The organism is Janthinobacterium sp. (assembly GCF_031995485.1).
Taxonomy (GTDB): Bacteria; Pseudomonadota; Gammaproteobacteria; order Burkholderiales; family Burkholderiaceae_D; genus Janthinobacterium.
Genome location: NZ_DAMAGB010000044.1, coordinates 29,932 through 48,971 on the forward strand (window position 1 = coordinate 29,932; position 19,040 = coordinate 48,971).

The following is a 19,040-nucleotide window of genomic DNA, read 5'->3' on the forward strand; positions in this document are numbered from 1 at the left end:
GCGGCATTATCATGAGCGCAACACAAATTGTCTTGCTGGCCGTGTTGTTCGTGATCGTCTTCGCGATCGCCGTGCTGGTCTTGCGCCTGGTCGCAGGCACCCCCGTCAAGGGGCGCCTGGAAGCGCTGGAGGGCAAGAAGATCGATGTCGACAAGCGCAAGACCAATCAGCGCTGGGTAGCGCGACTGATCAGCCTGACCAAGCCGCTGGCCAAGCTGTCGCTGCCCGAGGATGGCTGGGAAACGTCGCCGATCCGCATCCGCTTCATCAATGCCGGCTGGCGCAACAGCGCCGCGCCCGCGCTGTTTTATGCGGCCAAGACCGGCCTGGCCCTGCTGTTTCCGCTGGTGACGTTTTTTGTGCTGCGCGGTGGCCAGCACAATATGCTGCTGTGGCTGGTTGGCGTGGCGGCGCTCGGCTACTACCTGCCCGATATCGCGCTCAAGCACAGCCTGAAAGTGCGCCAGCGCGAGATCTTTGAAACGTTTCCCGACGCACTCGATCTGATGACGGTGTGCGTGGAAGCGGGCCTGGCCATGGATGCCGCGCTGGCGCGCGTGGCCCAGGAAATCGGTTTGAAAAGTGAAATCCTGGCCGAGGAGTTGCAGTTGGTAACACTGGAATTACGCGCCGGCAGCGCCAAGGACAAGGCCCTGCGCAACCTGGCGCTGCGCACCGGGGTCGAAGACGTTGATTCGCTGGTAACGCTGCTGATACAGGCCGAGCGTTTCGGTACCAGCATTGCCGCCTCGTTGCGCGTGCAGTCCGACCAGCTGCGCACCAAACGCCGCCAGCGCGCCGAGGAAACAGCCGCAAAGATCGCGCTCAAGCTGCTGTTTCCGCTGATTTTCTTTATCTTTCCATCGCTGATGGTGGTACTGATGGGGCCGGCGATTCTGCAAATCTACCGTGTGCTGCTGCCTGCCATGAACGGCAACTGATTTCATGCCGATCCTGCTCCCATCCAGGCTGGCCGTCGCACTGGCATCGGCGTGCCTTCTGCAAGGCTGTGCCTCGCCTCCGGCGCTGCCAGCGTGGTCCGTGGAGCCGGTACAGCGCATCGACAATTCGCCGGGCCAGAGCGCCGCGACTTGGTTTGAACTGGGCAAGTTCTACCAGCGGCGTGGTCAGTTGCAGCTAGCCGAAGAAGCCTGGCGCGCCTCGCTCGCGCTGGAGCCGCGCCAGCTCGCTGCGCGCAATGCGCTGGCCGTGCTCGATGCGCGTGCCGGACGGCTGGAGCAGGCTGCCACGGCGTTGCGGGAACTGGCAGAAGAGTACCCGCAGTCGGCGCAACCGCTGGGCAATCTCGGTTATGTGTATTACCTGCAAGGACAGCTTTTAAAGGCGGCCAGCACGCTGCAGCGGGCGGTCGCGCTGGGCGGCGACGTCCGGCTGGCGCGCAACAACCTGCAACTGGTGCGCGCGGCGCTGGCGTCGGGCTGATGTCTGCTCACTATCATTTAACAACAACATCGTCATCGCAATATGAAAAACAACAGGGAGAAGTGCATGTTTGATATTCGCAGTAGCAGTACGCCGGCACGCTGGGCGCATTATCTGGCAGCGGGCAGTGCGGCCGTCCTGCTGGCCGGTTGCGGCGGTGGCGGCGCGTCCGATACCAGCGACTGCGCCAGCCTCGATCCGACCCGCCCGTCTACCTTGCCTGGCTGCGTGGCAACGCCGGTCACGCCGGTGACTCCCGTGACACCGGTAACACCGGTAACGCCTGCGCCGGCGACGCTGGTGCTGGCGCTGAAGGACGCCGATGGCAAGGCCACCATGGCGGTCGGGTCCGCCAGTACGGCAACGCTGCAGGCGGTGGTCAAGGACGGCAGTGGCGCGGTATTGCCCAACATCCTGCTGAGCCTGACGAGCAGCGACAAGACGGCAACCTTTACGCCGGGTTCGGCCAGCGCGCTCACCGATGCCTTTGGCGTGGCCAATATCGTCATTGGCGCCGGCACGCAGAGCGGTGCATTTATGCTGACCGCCAGTGCCCTGGTCAATGGCGCCGTGCTGACCTCGACCACCAATTACAGCGTGGTATTCCCGACCCTGGCCCTGACGCCAGTGACAGCGTCCCCCGCGACGCTGGCCGCTGGCGGCACGGCCGGCCTGAGCGTAACCGTCATGAATGGCGCCGCCGCTTACGCACCGGTCCAGTCGGTAACCTTCAGTTCGCCATGCGCGACCGCAGGCAAGGCCAGCATCAGCAGCCCTGTCAGCACAGTCAATGGCGTAGCCAGCACTTCGTATATCGACAAAGGCTGTGGCGCGGCCGATGTCATCACGGCCAGCATCGTGTTTAACGGCACGACCATTACTCAGACTGGCAATCTGGCGGTGCAGCCGGCCAGTGCCGGCCAGATCGGTTTCGTATCGGCACTGCCGCAAAATATCGCCCTGAAAGGCACGGGCGGCGCAGGTAGGCAGGAGTCGTCTGTCGTTACTTTCAAGGTGCGCGACAAGAACGGCAATCCGGTTGGTGGCCATATCGTCGACTTTGCGCTCGACAGCACGGCTGGTGGCCTCACCGTCAATCCTGCGCAATCGACCAGCGCCGCCGACGGCAGCGTCAGCACCACAGTGGCGTCCGGTACGGTCAACACGCCGATTCGCGTCACGGCCCGTCTGCGTGACACCAGCCTGTCGACCGTGTCGGACCAGCTGGTGGTGTCGACCGGCATTCCCGAGCAAAACAGCTTCACGCTCAGCAGTTCGATGTTCAATACGGAAGGTGCCAATTTTGCCGGTTGCCCGGCGCCTGCTGGTGCGCTCATTACGGCGCGCCTCGGCGATCATTTCCATAATCCGGTGCCGGACGGCACGGCAGTCAGCTTCACGGCCGAAGGCGGTACCATCGACGCGTCCTGCCTGACCGGTCTGGAAAATACCACGCTGACCGACGGCACCGTGATTACCCAGAAAGGCACGCCTGGCTCGTGCAGCGTACGCTTCTGCGCTGGCAATCCTCGTCCAGCCGATGGCCGCGTGACGATCTTCGCGTATGCACTCGGTGAAGAAAGTTTTGTCGATGCAAATGGTAATAATCTGTTTGAAACGGGCGAGACTTATACCGACCTGGGCGAGCCGTTCCGTAACGACCGCGCCATTACTGCCGCCAACGCCAATTATATTAATGATGCCTACAGTGCAGGCAATACTTCGCGTGTCAGCGGCGAGCCGTATATTGACTCGAATGGCAACGGCCGGTGGGACCTGACCGGTGACGAACAGTACAATGGCGTACTGAAAGGCGCATCGAGCGTCAATACCACGGCAGCCAATACAGTACATGTACGCAAGGCGCTGGTGCAGGTGCTGTCGGGCAGCGACGCGCGCATTACGCCGCTCGATGCGGCGCCGATTGTGCTTGATGAGTGCGTCAATGGTACGGCGTTCGAGAACAAGATCCATACCTTCCGGCTTGCCATTCGTGACACTAACCCCACCGTATTTGCCATGAACACAGCCAAGGTGACAGGCTTGACGGTGGACTTGCCAGGCAATCTGCTGCCAGCCGGCACCACGATCAGCTTTTCGACCACCAATGGCGCTATCATCAACGGCAGCAGTTTCATTGTGCCCAATACGGAACAGCCCAGTGCGGCCGGCTGGATCTATCCGATCCAGATGGTCAGCGATGTGACTCAGGAAGCCGGCGTTTGCAAGGTCAACACCGCACGCAGCGGTGCCTTGACCGTAACGGTCAGGACCCCATCCGGCGTGATTACCACGGCGTCGTACACCGTCACCGACTGATACGCTCAGTCATGCAGGCGAAAAAAAAGCTGCCAGGGCAACCCGGCAGCTTTTTTTACATCGGCAAGATGTTGATCAGGCAAACGGCGCCAGCAGGCTGACCATCTGGCCGAACACTTTCGGGCTGGCGGCGATCACGTCGCCCTTGTACAGGTAGTCCGATTCGCCGGAAAATTCACCGACAATGCCGCCCGACTCGGTGATCATCAGCGCGCCGGCGGCGATATCCCAAGGTTTCAGGCCTTTCTGGTAGAAGCCGTCCAGGCGGCCGCAAGCGACGTAGGCCAGGTCCAGCACGGCCGAGCCGGCGCTGCGCACGCCCTGGCTGCGTTCGCCCATGATGGCGTACATTTTCAGGTATTCGTCGAGCGCGCGCGGGCCTGCGCCATGGCCGGTGCCCAGCATGGCGTTGGCAACGCGGTCGAGCTTGGTGACGCGGATGCGTTTTTCGTTGAGGAAGGCGCCGGCGCCTTTGCTGGCGGTAAACAGGTCGTTGCGCACGGGATCATAGATGACGGCTTGCGTGACGACGCCGCGCTGGGCCAGCGCGATCGAGACGCAATATTGCGGGAAGCCGTGGATGAAGTTGCTGGTGCCATCGATCGGGTCGATGATCCACTGAAATTCATTCTCGTCGTGCGAGTTGGCGGAAGCGCCCGATTCCTCACCCAGGAACGCGTGGTCCGGGTAGGCTTTGGACAGCACCTCGATGATGGCCTGTTCGGCCGCCTGGTCGACATCGGTGACGAAATCGTTATGTTGTTTTTCCGTGACGACGACGCGGTCGAGGTCGAACGATGCGCGGTTGATGACGGTGGCGGCGCGGCGGGCGGCCTTGATGGCCGTGTTGAGCATTGGGTGCATGTGAGCTTCCGTTAAAAGCACGCGAGCGCCCGGCAGTACCGGTTTGTACTGGAGCGCAGGAGTGCAAGAATGAATTAAAGAGCAAAGCGGTGGCGAAGTGGTTAAAATCCCGGCCTGGCGTCAGCGTTTTGTGACGTCGTCCCGACATTTCCTGTATCGATACCGCGCAATGGCGCTATTTTAAATGAATCTGCCCGAAATCAATACGTCTCTTTTCAAACGCCTCCGATTTATCCTGGTCGAGACCAGCCGTTCCGGCAATATCGGCGCCGTCGCGCGGGCCATGAAGACGATGGGCTTTTCCGACCTGGTGCTGGTCAACCCGCGCTTTGCGGACGCCCTGACGGACCCGGAAGCGGTGGCCTTTGCCAGCGGCGCGCAGGATATCCTGGCCGGCGCGCGCATCGTCGGCTCGATCGCCGAAGCGTTGGAAGGCTGCAACTACGCCGCCGCCGTGTCGGCCCGCCTGCGCGAGTTTTCGCCGCCCGTCACCGCGCCGCGCGCGATTGCCGCGCAGCTGGCGGCCGGCGGCGAGCTGCACGCGGCTGTCATTTTCGGTAACGAGCGTTTCGGCCTGCCCAACGAGATCGTCGAGCAGTGCAACGTGCTGATCAATATTCCGGCCAATCCCGCTTATTCGTCGCTGAACCTGTCGCAGGCGGCGCAGGTGATTGCCTATGAATGCCGGGTGGCGGCCCTCGGCGATGCGCAGGCGGCAAGTCCCATCGGTTTTCATGGCGACGCGGCCAGCCTGGCGCAGGTCGACGGCATGTATGCGCACCTGGAACAGGCGCTGGTGGCGATCGATTTCCTCGACGCCGGCAATCCGAAAAAGCTGATGCCGCGCTTGAAGCGCCTGTTTTCGCGCACGGGGCTGGAGACGGAAGAAGTCAATATCCTGCGCGGCATCGCGCGCCATATCCTCGCTGCCGCGAAAAAGTAACCATGATCGAGACGCGACTGCTGCGCCAGTTTATCGCCGTGGCGGAAGAGCTCAACTTCCGCCGCGCCGCCGAACGGCTGCACATGGCGCAGCCGCCGCTGTCGCAGGCCATCATCCGGCTCGAAGACCTGCTGGGCTATCCCGTATTCGAGCGCAGCAACCGCAAGGTCAGCCTGACGCCGGCCGGCACGGCATTCCTGTCCACCGCACGCGGGGTGCTCGCTGCGCTCGACGAGGGTGTGGCCGAGACGCGGCGCGTGGCGCAGGGCAGCGCCGGCCACTTGCGCCTGGGGTTTATCCAGATCACGCCGTATGCGCACGTGCTGGCCGCGCTGCGCCAGTTCCGCAGCGATGCGCCGGCCGTGCACCTGAGCCTGCGCGAAGCGTCGACCCAGGAACTGGTGGACGCACTGGAAGCGGGCGAGCTCGATATCGGCATTGTGCGCGCGCCGGGGCGTAGTACGCCCGCCCTGGCGTTCGAGCGCTTGTCGGGCGAAGCCATCATGGCGGCCCTGCCGGCCACGCACCGGCTGGCGGGGCAGGCGTCGGTAGCGCTGGCGGCGCTGAAGGACGATGATTTTGTTGCCTCGCCGCGCGCGCTGGGACAGGGCTTTCACGACCAGCTGACCGGCCTGTGCCTTCATGCCGGTTTCGTGCCGGACGTGGCGCAGCAGGCGCGCCGCCTGCAGACGGTCATCGGCCTGGTGGCCGCCGGCTTTGGCGTGGCGCTGCTGCCGGCCAGCCTGGCCATGTCGCTGCCGCACGGCGCCGTCATGCTGCCCTTGATCACCGACGCGCCGCTGTCACTGCGCCAGCTAGACCTGTACATGGCGTGGAATGCGCGCCAGGTGTCGCCCGTGCGCGAGCGGCTGCTGGCGCAGCTGCGCGCATCGGCCGTTTCAAACTGATACTTTCAAGGTCTCAATCCGAGACAAACAAGATATTTTACAGATGGCGCTGCTGGCGCCAGCATGGTGGTTTCAGCTTGCAAGGAACCCCATGGCATCCATTTCCGTTCGCCGGCCGCCGCTGCCGGCCGCCATCTATCTGCTGTCGCTGTGCAGCTTTGCATTTGGTTTGTCCGAATTTATCGCCGCCGGCCTGTTGTCCGGCATGGCGCGCGACCTGCACGCCAGCGTGGCCGCCACCGGCGGCGCGATTGCCGCCTATGCACTGGGCGCGGCCATCGGCGCGCCGGTGCTGACCGCCATGCTGGCGCGCTGGCCGCAGCAGCGGGTGCTGGCGGGCAGCATGGCCGTGCTGGCGCTGGGCAACCTGGCGATGGCAGCCGCGCCTGCCTTGCCGGCGCTGCTGCTGGTGCGCTTTGGCGTTGGCCTGGCGCATGGCGTCTTCATGGCGGTGGCCTCGCATGCGGCTACCAGCCTGGTGGTGCCGGCGCGCGCGGGCCGGGCGTTGTCCATCGTCTGGCTGGGACTGACCCTGGCGCTGGCCGCCGGCGTGCCGCTGGGCACCTGGCTGGGCGCGATCTGGTCGTGGCGCGTCGTGTTTGCCGCCATCGCGGTGCTGGCCCTGGCCGGCGGCGCGGGCCTGCTGTGGGCCATGCCGGTGGCGCGCCCGGCGCAGGCTGCCGGCGCGCTGGGCAGCCTGCGCGCGCTGCTGCAGCCGGCCTTGCTGCTGGCCGCCGGCGTGGCGGCGCTGGTCAGCGTGGCCACCTTCAGCTTTTTCACCTATATCTCGCCCTACCTGCTGCAGGTGAGCGGGCTGGGCGCCAACTGGCTCGGCGCCGCCATGCTGGCCTTTGGCGTGTGTGCGATCGGCGGCAATCTGCTGGGCGGCCGCCTTGCCGATGGCGCGCGGGCGCGCGGCGCGACCCTGCTGGCGCTTGGCGCACTGGCCGCCACTTTGCTGGGCTGCCATCTGCTGCGTACGCAGGCGCTGGCAATGCTGGTGCTGTGCGGCTGCCTGGGCCTGCTGTTCTTTGCCATCGTGACCCTCTCCACCATGCGCCTGCTGGCGCTGGCGCGGCAGCACAGGCCGGGGCTGGAAGCGGTGGCCGCCGGCCTGAATATCGCCGCGTTCAACCTGGGCACGGCCGCCGGCGGCATGCTGGGTGGCGCGCTGATCGCCGGCTGGGGACTGCCGGCGATTGCGCTCGGCGGCATGGCGGCGGCGCTGCTGGCCATGCTGCTGCGCTGGCGCAGTTAGACTGGCCACTCTAGTTTTTGCGCGCAGGTACCCATGCCCTTGACGTACACTGGCGCTCAAAACAGATGCTCAAGAGGGGACGGGTGGTGATGCGGCGCAGATCGTTTTTCAAGTTGGGTTTGCTTGGCGCCTGCACGCTGGCGGCCGGTGGCGCAGTCTGGCGCGTGGTGGGCACGGCGACGCCGGCGCAGCGCTTCGTGCTGGACGGCGAAGCGCGCGCGGCATTGTCCGCCATCGTGCCGGTCATGCTGGGCAGCGCCTTGCCGCCCGGCATCGCACCACTGGCGCGCGCCATCGATGGCGTACGCACCGCCATCCTCGGCCTGCCACTGGCGCAGCAGGGCGAGGTGCGGGACCTGTTCGGCCTGCTGGCGCTGGCGCCCGCGCGCCGCTTTGTTGCCGGGGTCAAAGGCGGCTGGGGCCAAGCCGATCCGGGCCAGGTGGCGGCCTTTCTGCAAGGCTGGCGCCTGAACCGGCTGGCCACCTTGCAGACGGCCTACCTGGCGCTGCATGACCTGATCCTCGGCGCCTGGTATGGCGACAGCGCCAGCTGGGCCGCCATCGGCTATCCGGGGCCGCTGGCCGAACTGTCATGAAAGCGCGTCCATGAGTTCTCCGATACCCGATCCGATCGCTGCGGGCCTGGCCGCCGGCTGGCAGGTCACCGACGCCGCCACCTTGCGCACTGGCCGCACCATGGAAGCGGACGTGGTGATTATCGGCAGCGGCGCCGGCGGCGGCATCACGGCCGAACTGCTGGCGCTGGCCGGTTTGCAGGTGCTGATCGTGGAGGAAGGCGGCCTGCCGTCGTCCAGGGATTTCAAGATGCGCGAAGCCGACGCCTACCCGGCGCTGTACCAGGAATCGGCCGCGCGCAAGACGCGCGACAAGGCGATCAATATCCTGCAGGGGCGCGCCGTGGGCGGCTCGACCACCGTCAACTGGACCTCGAGCTTTCGCACGCCGCCCGGCACGCTGGCGCACTGGCGCAGCCACCATGGGCTGGCCGGCTATACGGTGGAAGCGATGGCGCCATGGTTCGCGCTGGTCGAGCAGCGCCTGCATGTCAGTGACTGGCCGGTGCCGCCGAATGAAAACAACGATTTGTTACGGCGTGGCGCGCGTCAGCTGGGCATTCCGACTGCCGCCATCCGGCGCAATGTGAACGGCTGCTGGAATCTCGGCTACTGCGGCATGGGCTGTCCCACCAACGCCAAGCAGTCGATGCTGGTCACCACGATTCCGTCGGCGCTCTCCCTGGGTGCGGGCCTGGTCACGCATGCGCGTGCAGAACGTTTCATTTTCGACGGCGAGCGCATCAGGGACCTGCAGGTGACGGCGCTCGATGCGGCGGGGCTGGCGCCGACCGGCGTGGTGCTCACGCTCAGGGCCAGGCACTATGTGCTGGCCGGCGGCGCGATCAATACGCCGGCCCTGCTGCTGCGCTCGAACGCGCCCGATCCGCACAAGCTGCTGGGCCGGCGCACCTTTCTGCATCCGACCGTGATTTCGGCCGCGCTGTTCGCGCAGCGCGTCGACGCCTATGCGGGCGCGCCGCAAACGATTTATTCCGACCACTTCCTGTCGACCCAGGCCATCGACGGGCCGATCGGCTACAAGCTCGAAGCGCCGCCCCTGCATCCGCTGCTGATGGCCACCACCATGGGCGGCTTTGGCGACGCGCATGCCGAGACCATGCGCCAGTTCCCGCACGTGCACGGCCTGCTGGCGCTGCTGCGCGACGGCTTTCACGAGGACGCGGCGGGCGGCACGGTCGCCATCGACGCCAGCGGCGCGCCGGTGCTCGATTATCCGCTCACGCCATTCATCTGGGACGGCGTGCGCCGCGCGCTGCTGTCGATGGCCGAGATCCAGTTTGCCGCCGGCGCGCGCAGCGTCTATCCCGTGCATGAAATGGCGCGCCACTACACGTCATGGGGAAGGGCGCGCGAGGCCATCGATGCGTTGCCCTACCAGGCGCTGCTGGCGCGCGTGGTGTCGGCGCATGTGATGGGCGGCTGCGCGATGTCGGACGAGGCGCGCCTGGGCGTGACCGATGCCAGCGGCCGCTACCGGGGCGTGCGCAATCTGTCGGTGCACGACGGCTCGCTGTTTCCCACCTCGATCGGCGCCAATCCACAGCTGTCCGTGTATGCGCTGGCCGCGCGCCTGGCCAGCAGCCTGGCCGCGGAACTGACGGGCAAGCCGGCGCCCGGCTTCAGGGTGGACGCATGATCGCGCGCGCCCTGCGCTGGCTGATGCTGCTGCAGCTGCTGGCAGTGCTGGGCGTGGCATGGCTGCTGCTGCAGGCGGGCGTGCGTCCGGGCGCACTGGCGCTGCTGCTGGCACTGGCCGCGCTGCTGCTGGTGCGTGCGCTGATCGTGGGGCGCAATTTCTGGCATAGCCGGCGCTTTGGCTGCGCTCCGGCGCCGCATGGCCTGACAGCGGCGGGTGCGGCGCGGCTGTTCTTTGGCGAAGTTGGCGCCAACCTGCGCACCTCGTCGTGGGGCATGCTGCGCCCGCGCCTCAGTCCCGTGGCGGAGGCGACTCCGGGCGCCTTGCCGGTGCTGCTGGTCCACGGCTATGTATGCAATCGCGGCTTCTGGGCGCCGTTGAGCCGCCGGCTGGCGCAAGCGGGCATCGTGCATGGCGCGGTCGACCTGGAGCCGGTCAATGCCGGCATCGACGACTTCGTGCCGCTGGTGGCGCAAGCGGTCGATGCGCTGCTGGCGCAAACGGGCGCGCGGCAGGTGATCATCGTCGCGCACAGCATGGGCGGCCTGGTGGCGCGCGCCTTTCTGCGCCGGCACGGGCTGCGGCAGGTGGCACGCGTGATCACGCTGGGCACGCCCCATCACGGCACGGCGCTGGCGAATCTCGCCGTGGGACGCAATGCGCGCCAGATGAGCCGTCCCGGCGGCAAGCCGAACGGCTGGCTGGCGCAGCTCGATGCGGACGAGACGCCGCAGCTGCGGGCGTTGTTCACCTCGATCTGGTCGCATCACGACAATATCGTCGCCCCGCAGGCGTCGTCGCACCTGCCTGGCGCAACCAATATCGCGCTCGGCGGGGTCGGCCATGTGGCGCTGGCTGCCGACCCGCGGGTGCTGCAGCAAGTCTTGTCGGAAATCACTATCGTTTCCGAAGTCGGCACAGCGGCTTTTGCTCATCAATACGGCTGAGTTGCTGGCTGTTTTGGCAGGCTGTCAACAGTGTCGTTTTTGACGTGATTTGTTGCCTGTGTTTAAGAGCTTTCCCCCACAAAATGCTGTCTGGAACCGGCCCCGTGGTTTAAGCTGGTGCCGGTCAACCGGCGCATGCGCGGGCCGCCAGCCGTACTGGAGTGTGGTGAAACCGGTGCCCGCCGATTTATACTGAGCATGTCGCCAGCCTATTGTAGGATTGTCATGCAGGGCAAGCGCAGGCTGTGCGCGGGAGCGCACGGACGGCAGGGCCGGCAACGGGTATTAATAGTGAAATCGATAGTGCAAGTTTATTTTAGGTGGGAGTGCTAATTGTCCGCACGTATCCTGATTATTGAAGATAACGCCACCAACATGGAATTGATGGTGTATCTGCTGCGCGCCTTCGGCTATACGCCGCTGGCCGCCTATGACGGCGAAGAGGGCGTGCGCATGGCGCGCAGCGAATTGCCCGACCTGATCATTTGCGACGTCCATCTGCCCAAGCTCGATGGCTATGGCGTGGTAGCCGAACTGAAGAAGGACCCGGCGCTGCGCACGATCCCGGCGCTGGCCGTCACCGCGCTGGCCATGGTGGGCGACCGCGAGCGCCTGCTCGAAGCCGGTTTCAACGGCTATATCGGCAAACCGATCGAGCCGGACCTGTTCGTGGCGGAGCTAGAATCTTTTTTACCCGGGGCGCCGTCGACGCCAGCTAAAAACGACATCTCCACTATCCTGATCGTTGACGATCATGTACTGAACCGCGAGTTCCTGACAGCCTTGCTCGGCTACAGCGGCCACCGCCTGCTGGAAGCGGCCGACGGAGTCGAAGGCCTGGAACTGATGCGTACCGAGCGCCCGGACCTGATCATCTCCGACATCCTGATGCCCAATATGGATGGCTACGAATTCGTCACGCGCGTGCATGAAAACCCCGTGCTGGCCGAGGTGCCCATCATTTTTTACACGGCCACCTACCGCGAACAGGAAGCCATCCTGCTGGCCCAGGCCTGCGGCGTGCGCTGGGTCCTGCCCAAGCCGTCGGACCCGGACGTGATCGTGCGCACCGTGAATGAAGCGCTGGGCCTGGTGGCGCCGGCGCCGCCGGCCAGCGCGCATGCCGGCGCGGCGCCCGATGCGGGCAAGCTGGCCGGCATCGAGCAGCACGTCAGCGGCTGCCTCGACGAACTTGAATCGAGCAGCCAGCAGATTTCGCAGCTGGCAGGGCAGGGCGACGGCGCGGCGCCCATGCCGGAAGACCTGGCGATCATGACCGAGCGCCTGTCGCGCTCGCTGTCGAGCCTGCAGGCGGTCAGCCTGCGCCTGACGGCCCTGATCGAACTGGGCATGGACCTGGCTGCCTACCGCGATCCGCATGCGCTGATCGAGGCGGGCTGCAAGGTGGCGCAAAACATCTGCGTGGCCCGCTACGCCTGTATCGGCGTGCTGGAAGACGGCGCCGACAAGCTCAGTTATTTTTCCTCGTGCGGCACCGAACGCAACATCGAACAGATCGCCAGTGCGCCGCGCGTGGGTATCCTGAACCGCCTCCTGACCCAGCACCAGCCGCACCGTGTCAACGGCCTGAAAGGCGACCCCACCGCGCTGGGACTGCCGGCCAGCCATCCGTCCGTGCATTCCTTTCTCGGCGTGGCCATCGCCTCGCGCGAACGCGTGCATGGCTGGCTGTACCTGGTCGACAAACTGGGCGTGCACGAGTTTTCGGAAGTCGACGAACGCGTCGCCGCCACGGTGGCGGCGCAGATCGCCGTGGCCTATGACAACCTGCTGCTGTACGACGAAATCAAGCGCCACCACGAACAGCTGACGCTGGACATGGCGGCCCGCATCCGCCTCGATGAAGACCTGCGTCGCTTCCGCCTGGCGATGGACGCCACCGCCGACGCCATTTTCCTGGTCGACCGCGCCGGCATGTGCTTTGTCGACGTCAACCAGACGGCCTGCCGCATGCTGGGCTTCGAGCGTGAAGATTTTCTGCAGGTGGGGCCAGGCCGCGCGCGCGACGGCCAGTCGCAGCTCGAAGAGCTGTATGACAAGCTGCTGGCCGGCGACCAGGGCGCGCCGATGGCTGAACTCCAGCTGCACCGCAAGGACGGCTCGCAGCTGTCGGTCGAAGTGCAGCGGCGCACGCTGCGTTCGGGCCAGAGCTGGATCCTGGTGGCCGTGGCGCGCGATATCACCGAGCGCAAGGAAGCCGAGCAGCGGCTGCTGAAACTCGCGCATTTCGATACCCTCACGGGATTGCCGAACCGCAGCCAGTTCTATGATTCGCTGGCCCATGCGCTGGGGCAGGCGCAGGAGCACCAGTGGTCGGTGGCAGTGCTGTTTCTCGACGTGGACCGCTTCAAGAACGTCAATGACACGCTGGGCCACACCATCGGCGACGAGCTGCTGCGCCAGTTTTCAAGCCGCCTGGTCGACTCCCTGCGCGTGCGCGACACCATCGGCCGCTTCGGCGGCGACGAATTTGCCGCCATCCTGATCCTGCCCGACGGCGCCCAGCATTCGGTGGCGGTGGTCGACAAGATCCGCGAAGCGATGCGCAAACCGTTCGACCTGCACGGCCATGAAGTGACGGTCACGGCCAGCATCGGCATTGCCGTCTATCCCGATGATGCGAAGGACGCCGACACCCTGATCCAGTACGCCGATACGGCCATGTACCGCGCCAAGGAAGCAGGACGCGACGCCTTCCGCTTCTTCACGGCGGAAATGAATGCCCAGTCGATGGCCCGCCTGGACATGGAAAACGCGTTGCGGCGCGCCATCGACAACGAAGAATTCGTGCTGTACTTTCAGCCCAAGGTGCATATCGTGACGGGCCGCGTCAGCGGCGCCGAAGTGCTGATACGCTGGAAGCGTCCGGGCCACGGCATGGTATCGCCGGCCGTCTTCATTCCGCTGCTGGAGGAAACCGGCCTGATCGTGCGGGTCGGTAACTGGGTACTCGACCAGGCTTGCCGCAAGATCGCCGACTGGTGCGCCAGCAGCATCGGCCCGGTGCACTTGTCGGTCAATGTGTCGGGTATCCAGTTTTTTGTCGGCGGTCTCGAGGAAGAAGTGCTGCGCGCGATCCGCAAGCACGATATCGCGCCCGATCTGCTGGAGCTGGAACTGACGGAAAGCTCTTTGATGTCGAATGCGGAGGAAACCATCTCGGTGCTGCGCAACCTCAAGGCGCTGGGCATCCAGATTTCGATCGACGACTTCGGCACCGGCTATTCCAGCCTGGCGTATCTGAAACGCTTCCCGATCGACAAGCTGAAGATCGATATCGCGTTTGTGCGCGAAGTGACCAGCAACCCGGACGATGCGGCCATCGTGCTGGCGATTATCAGCATGGCGCACAGCATGAAGTTGCAGGTGATCGCCGAAGGGGTGGAAAACGATGCCCAGCTGGCCTATCTGCGCCGCCACGGCTGCGATGAAATGCAGGGCTATTATTTCAGCCGCCCCGTACCGCAGGAAGAATTCGAGCAGATGCTGATGGGTGGCAAGCTGCTGCAGGCACCGCGCGAAATGGGCAGCGAAGAGCAGCAGACGCTGTTGATCGTCGACGACGATGTATTCATGCTCGACGTGCTGAGCGACTTCCTGGCGCAGGACGGCTATCGCATCCTGACGGCGCAGACGGCCGCCGAAGGCTTCGACATCCTGGCGCGCCACAAGGTGCAGGTGATCCTGTGCGACCAGTGCATGCCGGCCATGAGCGGCACCGAATTCATGGAACGCGTCAAGCACCTGTGTCCCGATACCTTCCGCATCATGCTGTCGGCCTATGCCGACCTGACGCCGATCATGGCGGCGATCAACCGCGGCGCCGTCGACCGCTTCTATACCAAACCGTGGAAGGGCGCCGTGCTGCGCGAAAATATCCGCGAAGGCTTCCGCCTGCATGGCCTCTTGCACGGGCCGGTGCAGGCCGCCGCCTGACACGGTTACGCCCTTATCACACGGAGCTGGCAATGACGAAAAAAATGAAACAGGCCCTGGACGACCATGCGGCGCCGGACGCCATGCGCGCCTCGGCCCGGCAGATCTGGCAGGCCAGCCTGGGCGCGTTTGCGCGCGCGCAGGAGGAGGGTGGACAGGGTGGCCAGAGCGGCCGCACCCTGCTGGCGCGGCTGGCGCAGGATGGCGCACCGGCTGCGCTGCCGGACGACAAGGTGGTGCCGCTGGCGGGTGCCGCGGCGCGCGACCGGCTGGAGCAGGTGTTCGAAGAGCGCGTGGCGCGCGCGCTGGCTTCCATCGGCGTGCCGTCCCGGGCCGAACTGGCGGCCTTGCGCGAGCAGGTCGCGCAGTTGAGCCGCCAGGTGGCCGAGCTGTCGGGCACGGCCGGCAAGACGGTGAAAAAAGTGTCTGCCAAGAAAAAGGACGCCCCTGCCGGCAGCCGCGGCAAGGGTGGCAAAACGCCTGCCTGAATCCGCCATTGGCCGGATGCGGGGTGTTTCGCCACGGCTATCTTCAATGGTATGCTTGGGGCAGAACAAAGAGAGATTGCCCGCCATGCTACAAAAAGCACCACGCCGTACCCGCGAACGCATCCTGGAATTGTCGCTACGCCTGTTTAACGAGTTTGGGGAACCGAATATCACGACCACCGTGATTGCGGAAGAGATGAATATTTCTCCCGGCAACCTGTACTACCACTTCCGCAACAAGGACGACATCGTCAATTCGATCTTCGTGCAGTTCGAGGCGGAGATCGAGCGCATACTGACCGTGCCCAGCGGCCGCCGTTCGAATATCGAGGATGTCTGGCTGTATCTGCACCTGATGTTCGAGCTGATCTGGCGCTACCGCTTCTTCTACCGCGACCTGAACGACCTGCTGTCGCGCAACCGCAAGCTGGAACTGCATTTCAAGCTGATCCTCGCGCACAAGATCAAGGTGGCGACGCAGCTGTGCGAAGACCTGCGCAGCGAGCAGTCGCTGGTCGCCTCGGACATGGAAATTGGCGCCATGGCGACCAATATGGTGGTGGTCGCCACCTACTGGCTGTCCTACGAATATGTGCGCAATCCGCGCAAGTACAGCGAGCAGCAGTCGATGTCCGATGCGCTGGCGCGCGGCTGCTACCAGGTGCTGTCGCTGATCGGCCCGTATCTGCGCAATGAAACCCATCTGCTGTTCCGTAAGCTGTCGGAAGAATATGTGACTACACTGCAGAACGGCGGACAACTGGCCGACGGCCCGATACCATGAAGGAGGCGCGCAATGGCTTGGAAACAATTCCCGTATCCTGACGATGCTTATGTGCATACCCCCGCGTCGCTGGCGGCGGCCTGGCCGCGCCTGCACGCGGGCGATGCCGAGCCGTTTCCGCAGCAGGCGGCGCTGGTGCAGGCGTGGATCGCCTTTCACGCCGGCGACTTCGAGCGCGCCGCCAGGCTGGGCCTGGCGGTTGGCGTGCCCGGCTATTGCGTGGCGCACAAGGCCAGCTGCATGTACGCCACCCACCTCGAGCTCGACGAGGGCGCCAGGCTGGCGCTGTTCGAGGAGGTAGCCGAACGCTGCGAGCGCCAGCAGGCCGAGCAGCCAGACAATCCGGCCGGCTACTACTGGCATGCCTACAGCCTGGGCCGCTATGCGCTCGGCATCTCGGTGGTCAAGGCGCTGGCCCAGGGCATGGGCGCCAAGGTGCGCAACAGCCTGAACCGCACCGTGACGCTGGCGCCGCTGCATGCCGACGCGCATATCGCGTTCGGCATTTATCATGCTGAAATCATCGACAAGGTGGGAGCCATGATTGGCGGTCTCAGCTATGGCGCCGACAAGGAGGACGGCTACCGGCATTTCAGGACGGCGCTGGCGCTCAATCCCGCATCGGCATCGGCCCGCAGCGAATATGCGCGCGCCCTGCAGATGCTCGATGGGAAGAAAAAACTGGCTGAAGTGATGAGCCTGTATGCACAGGCGGCCGAGTGCGTGGCGCTCGACGCCAAGGAGCGGCTCGAAGTCGAGGCCGCTATTGATGAACTGAAGAAATAAAGGGATGCTGTGATCAAGGCTTTATGTGTGTACTGTGGCGCCAATGCAGGCGTCACGCCCCAATATGCGGTGGCGGCGCGCGAACTGGCGCGCGTGCTGGTGTCGGAAAATATCGCGCTCGTATATGGCGGCGGCAATGTGGGCCTGATGGGCGTGATCGCCGATGAAGTGCTGCGCCTGGGCGGCGAAGTGACGGGCGTGATCCCGACCGCGCTGGTGGAGCGGGAAGTGGGCCATACGGGCCTGACACGCCAGTTCGTGGTAAAGGACATGCATGAGCGCAAGGCCATGATGGCCAGCCTGGCCGATGCCTTTATCGCCATGCCGGGCGGTTATGGCACGCTGGAAGAATTGTTCGAGATGCTGACCTGGGCCCAGCTGGGCATCCATGCCAAGCCGATCGGTCTGTTGAACGTCGACCATTTTTATGATGGCCTGCTGAGCTTCGTGGACAATGGCCGCGAACAGGGCTTTATCCGGCCGCAGCATGCCGGCTTCCTGAATGCCGATGCCGATCCGGCGGCGCTGGTGCAGCGCCTGAAAGACTGCGCGCTCTGACGTTTCTTGTTCTGCCATTCAACGAGCCATGCATGCGTGCATGGCTTTTTTATTGCTGCAAGAGAAAAGTAATCGAAAGCGTCAAACTTATTGATAAAATTATGCCCATAAAGTTGCTTTGATAGCATGTTCTTTTGAAAATAAAGATGATTTTTGAATATGGTTGTGATCTACTGGAGAAGTCCAAAAGCGAGGATCTCCCCGGCAAACAGCGGGCGCGACTGTTGCGCTCCCCAATAAAAGTTCCGGTTTGTTACAAGTAGCCACATCCCTGCCACTTCATCACTCGAAAGGATTTATCTTGAAAACACTAACTTTGTTACGTACGGCCGCCGTTGCCACCCTGATCATCGGTGGCAGCGCCCAGGCTCAGAACACCGTGATCGGCTTCGACGCGCTGGAAGAGTCGGGCAGTTTCTTCAACGTGGTCAACACCTATTCTGAAGGCGGCTATAACTTTGACAGCAGCTTCGGCTGGCTGGTTTCGGCCGAACAGGGAAACTTCGCGTATGCGGGTTCGGCAGGCCTGGGGGCGACGCCACTGGCGACCACGAAGCTGTCGCGTGACGACGGCACCGCCTTCTCGCTCAATTCGATCAGCCTGGCCAATTTCGTCAGCGTGCTGCCTGGCAGTTTCAATGTGACCTTCACGGGCGTCAAGGCGGGCGGCGGTACCGTCAGCCAGAACTTCACGGTCAACAGCAGCCATTCCTTCAACGACTATACCTTCAACGGTTTCAGCAACCTGGTGTCGGCGTCGTGGACCGAAGGCGGCTTCCGTACCTATCAGGTCGACAATCTCAACGTTACTGCCGTGCCGGAGCCGGGCACCTATGCCATGCTGCTGGCCGGCCTGGGACTGCTGGGTTTCATGCGCCGCCGCAAGAACGCGTGACAAACCTGCGGCGCGGTTCGGTTTGCGGCTGGCGCTGCTCGCTGAGCCTGCGCCCAGCGGTACTTCTCAGCCGCAACGCACACGCGACGGTGTTTCAGGAAAAAAGCCGCTCTCAGCGGCTTTTTTTACGTCCACAGGCGCTGGCCTGACAAGTCGAGCTGGGTGAGGTACAGGCGCAGATCGAATTCGTACTGGTGATACTGCGGTTCCATATACGTGCACAGTTTATAGAAGGCCTTGTCGTGCTGTTTTTCCTTCACATGGGCCAGCTCGTGTACGGCGATCATGCGCAAAAATTCCAGCGGCACTTCCTTGAACATGGTGGCCACGCGGATCTCGTGCTTGGCTTTCAGCTTGCCGCCCTGCACCCGCGAAATCGAGGTGTGCAGACCCAGCGCATGCTGGATCACATGGATCTTGCTGTCGAACGTGACCTTGTTGATCGGCTCGGCATTGCGCAGGAATTCATTGCGCAGGTCCTGCACATACTGATACAGCGCCTTGTCGTTGCGTACCCCATGCGCCTGCGGATAGCGCTTCTTCAGCACATCGCCCAGCTTGTCTTCGGCGATCAGCTGCCGTACTTGCGATTGCGTTTGCTCGGAATAAGCGCTCAGGTATTTCAGGGAAGGCATCAGGGCACAGGGAGGGGCGG

Annotated in this window: 17 protein-coding genes; 15 read left to right on the top strand and 2 right to left on the bottom strand. The window is 64.1% G+C overall.

Going from position 1 to position 19,040, the window contains the following annotated elements; all coding sequences use genetic code 11:
- The first annotated feature begins 11 nt into the window (after positions 1-11).
- From RTQ46_RS21050 to RTQ46_RS21060, 3 genes are all read left to right on the top strand, one after another.
- Positions 12-941, top strand: coding sequence for a type II secretion system F family protein (locus RTQ46_RS21050; protein WP_312439540.1), 930 nt, complete (start codon positions 12-14; stop codon positions 939-941).
- 4 nt (positions 942-945) lie between these two features.
- Positions 946-1,443 carry a tetratricopeptide repeat protein gene (locus RTQ46_RS21055; RefSeq protein ID WP_312439541.1) on the top strand — a complete coding sequence of 166 codons (498 nt, stop codon included), beginning with the start codon at positions 946-948 and terminating at the stop codon, positions 1,441-1,443.
- A 66-nt stretch (positions 1,444-1,509) separates the two neighbouring features.
- Complete coding sequence (locus tag RTQ46_RS21060; RefSeq protein WP_312439542.1) at positions 1,510-3,762, top strand: hypothetical protein; 2,253 nt, start codon at positions 1,510-1,512, stop codon at positions 3,760-3,762.
- A 75-nt stretch (positions 3,763-3,837) separates the two neighbouring features.
- Here RTQ46_RS21060 and RTQ46_RS21065 read toward each other — a convergent pair whose 3' ends face one another.
- On the bottom strand, positions 3,838-4,617 hold the full coding sequence (locus tag RTQ46_RS21065; protein ID WP_312439568.1) for an inositol monophosphatase family protein: 780 nt from the start codon (positions 4,615-4,617) through the stop codon (positions 3,838-3,840).
- Between the two features lie 193 nt (positions 4,618-4,810).
- On the opposite strand from RTQ46_RS21065, the gene RTQ46_RS21070 reads away from it, so the two are divergent.
- From RTQ46_RS21070 to RTQ46_RS21125, 12 genes are all read left to right on the top strand, one after another.
- The gene (locus RTQ46_RS21070; protein WP_312439543.1) at positions 4,811-5,569 is read left to right on the top strand and encodes an RNA methyltransferase; all 759 of its coding nucleotides are present in this window, start codon (positions 4,811-4,813) and stop codon (positions 5,567-5,569) included.
- Positions 5,570-5,571: 2 nt separating this feature from the next.
- Positions 5,572-6,477, top strand: a complete 906-nt coding sequence (locus RTQ46_RS21075; RefSeq protein WP_312439544.1) for a LysR substrate-binding domain-containing protein — start codon at positions 5,572-5,574, stop codon at positions 6,475-6,477.
- Between the two features lie 91 nt (positions 6,478-6,568).
- On the top strand, positions 6,569-7,735 hold the full coding sequence (locus RTQ46_RS21080; RefSeq protein ID WP_312439545.1) for an MFS transporter: 1,167 nt from the start codon (positions 6,569-6,571) through the stop codon (positions 7,733-7,735).
- A gap of 89 nt (positions 7,736-7,824) precedes the next feature.
- On the top strand, positions 7,825-8,331 hold the full coding sequence (locus tag RTQ46_RS21085; protein ID WP_312439569.1) for a hypothetical protein: 507 nt from the start codon (positions 7,825-7,827) through the stop codon (positions 8,329-8,331).
- A gap of 10 nt (positions 8,332-8,341) precedes the next feature.
- Positions 8,342-9,970 (top strand): GMC family oxidoreductase, encoded by a 1,629-nt coding sequence (locus RTQ46_RS21090; protein WP_312439546.1) that lies wholly within the window; start codon positions 8,342-8,344, stop codon positions 9,968-9,970.
- Positions 9,967-10,917 (top strand): alpha/beta fold hydrolase, encoded by a 951-nt coding sequence (locus RTQ46_RS21095; protein ID WP_312439547.1) that lies wholly within the window; start codon positions 9,967-9,969, stop codon positions 10,915-10,917. The genes RTQ46_RS21090 and RTQ46_RS21095 overlap by 4 nt, the downstream gene beginning before the upstream one ends.
- A 333-nt stretch (positions 10,918-11,250) precedes the next feature.
- Entirely contained in the window at positions 11,251-14,874 is a 3,624-nt protein-coding gene (locus tag RTQ46_RS21100; protein ID WP_312439548.1) for an EAL domain-containing protein, read from the top strand.
- Between the two features lie 44 nt (positions 14,875-14,918).
- Positions 14,919-15,362, top strand: a complete 444-nt coding sequence (locus tag RTQ46_RS21105) for a phasin family protein (protein ID WP_312439549.1) — start codon at positions 14,919-14,921, stop codon at positions 15,360-15,362.
- An 85-nt stretch (positions 15,363-15,447) separates the two neighbouring features.
- Positions 15,448-16,146, top strand: coding sequence for a TetR/AcrR family transcriptional regulator (locus RTQ46_RS21110; protein ID WP_312439550.1), 699 nt, complete (start codon positions 15,448-15,450; stop codon positions 16,144-16,146).
- 12 nt (positions 16,147-16,158) lie between these two features.
- The gene (locus tag RTQ46_RS21115; protein ID WP_312439551.1) at positions 16,159-16,932 is read left to right on the top strand and encodes a hypothetical protein; all 774 of its coding nucleotides are present in this window, start codon (positions 16,159-16,161) and stop codon (positions 16,930-16,932) included.
- Between the two features lie 12 nt (positions 16,933-16,944).
- The gene (locus tag RTQ46_RS21120) at positions 16,945-17,490 is read left to right on the top strand and encodes a TIGR00730 family Rossman fold protein (protein WP_312439570.1); all 546 of its coding nucleotides are present in this window, start codon (positions 16,945-16,947) and stop codon (positions 17,488-17,490) included.
- 301 nt (positions 17,491-17,791) lie between these two features.
- Positions 17,792-18,385, top strand: a complete 594-nt coding sequence (locus RTQ46_RS21125) for a PEP-CTERM sorting domain-containing protein (protein ID WP_312439552.1) — start codon at positions 17,792-17,794, stop codon at positions 18,383-18,385.
- Positions 18,386-18,510: 125 nt separating this feature from the next.
- On the opposite strand, the gene RTQ46_RS21130 is transcribed toward RTQ46_RS21125, so the two are convergent.
- Positions 18,511-19,020 (bottom strand): M48 family metallopeptidase, encoded by a 510-nt coding sequence (locus RTQ46_RS21130; protein ID WP_312439553.1) that lies wholly within the window; start codon positions 19,018-19,020, stop codon positions 18,511-18,513.
- Positions 19,021-19,040 lie beyond the last annotated feature (20 nt).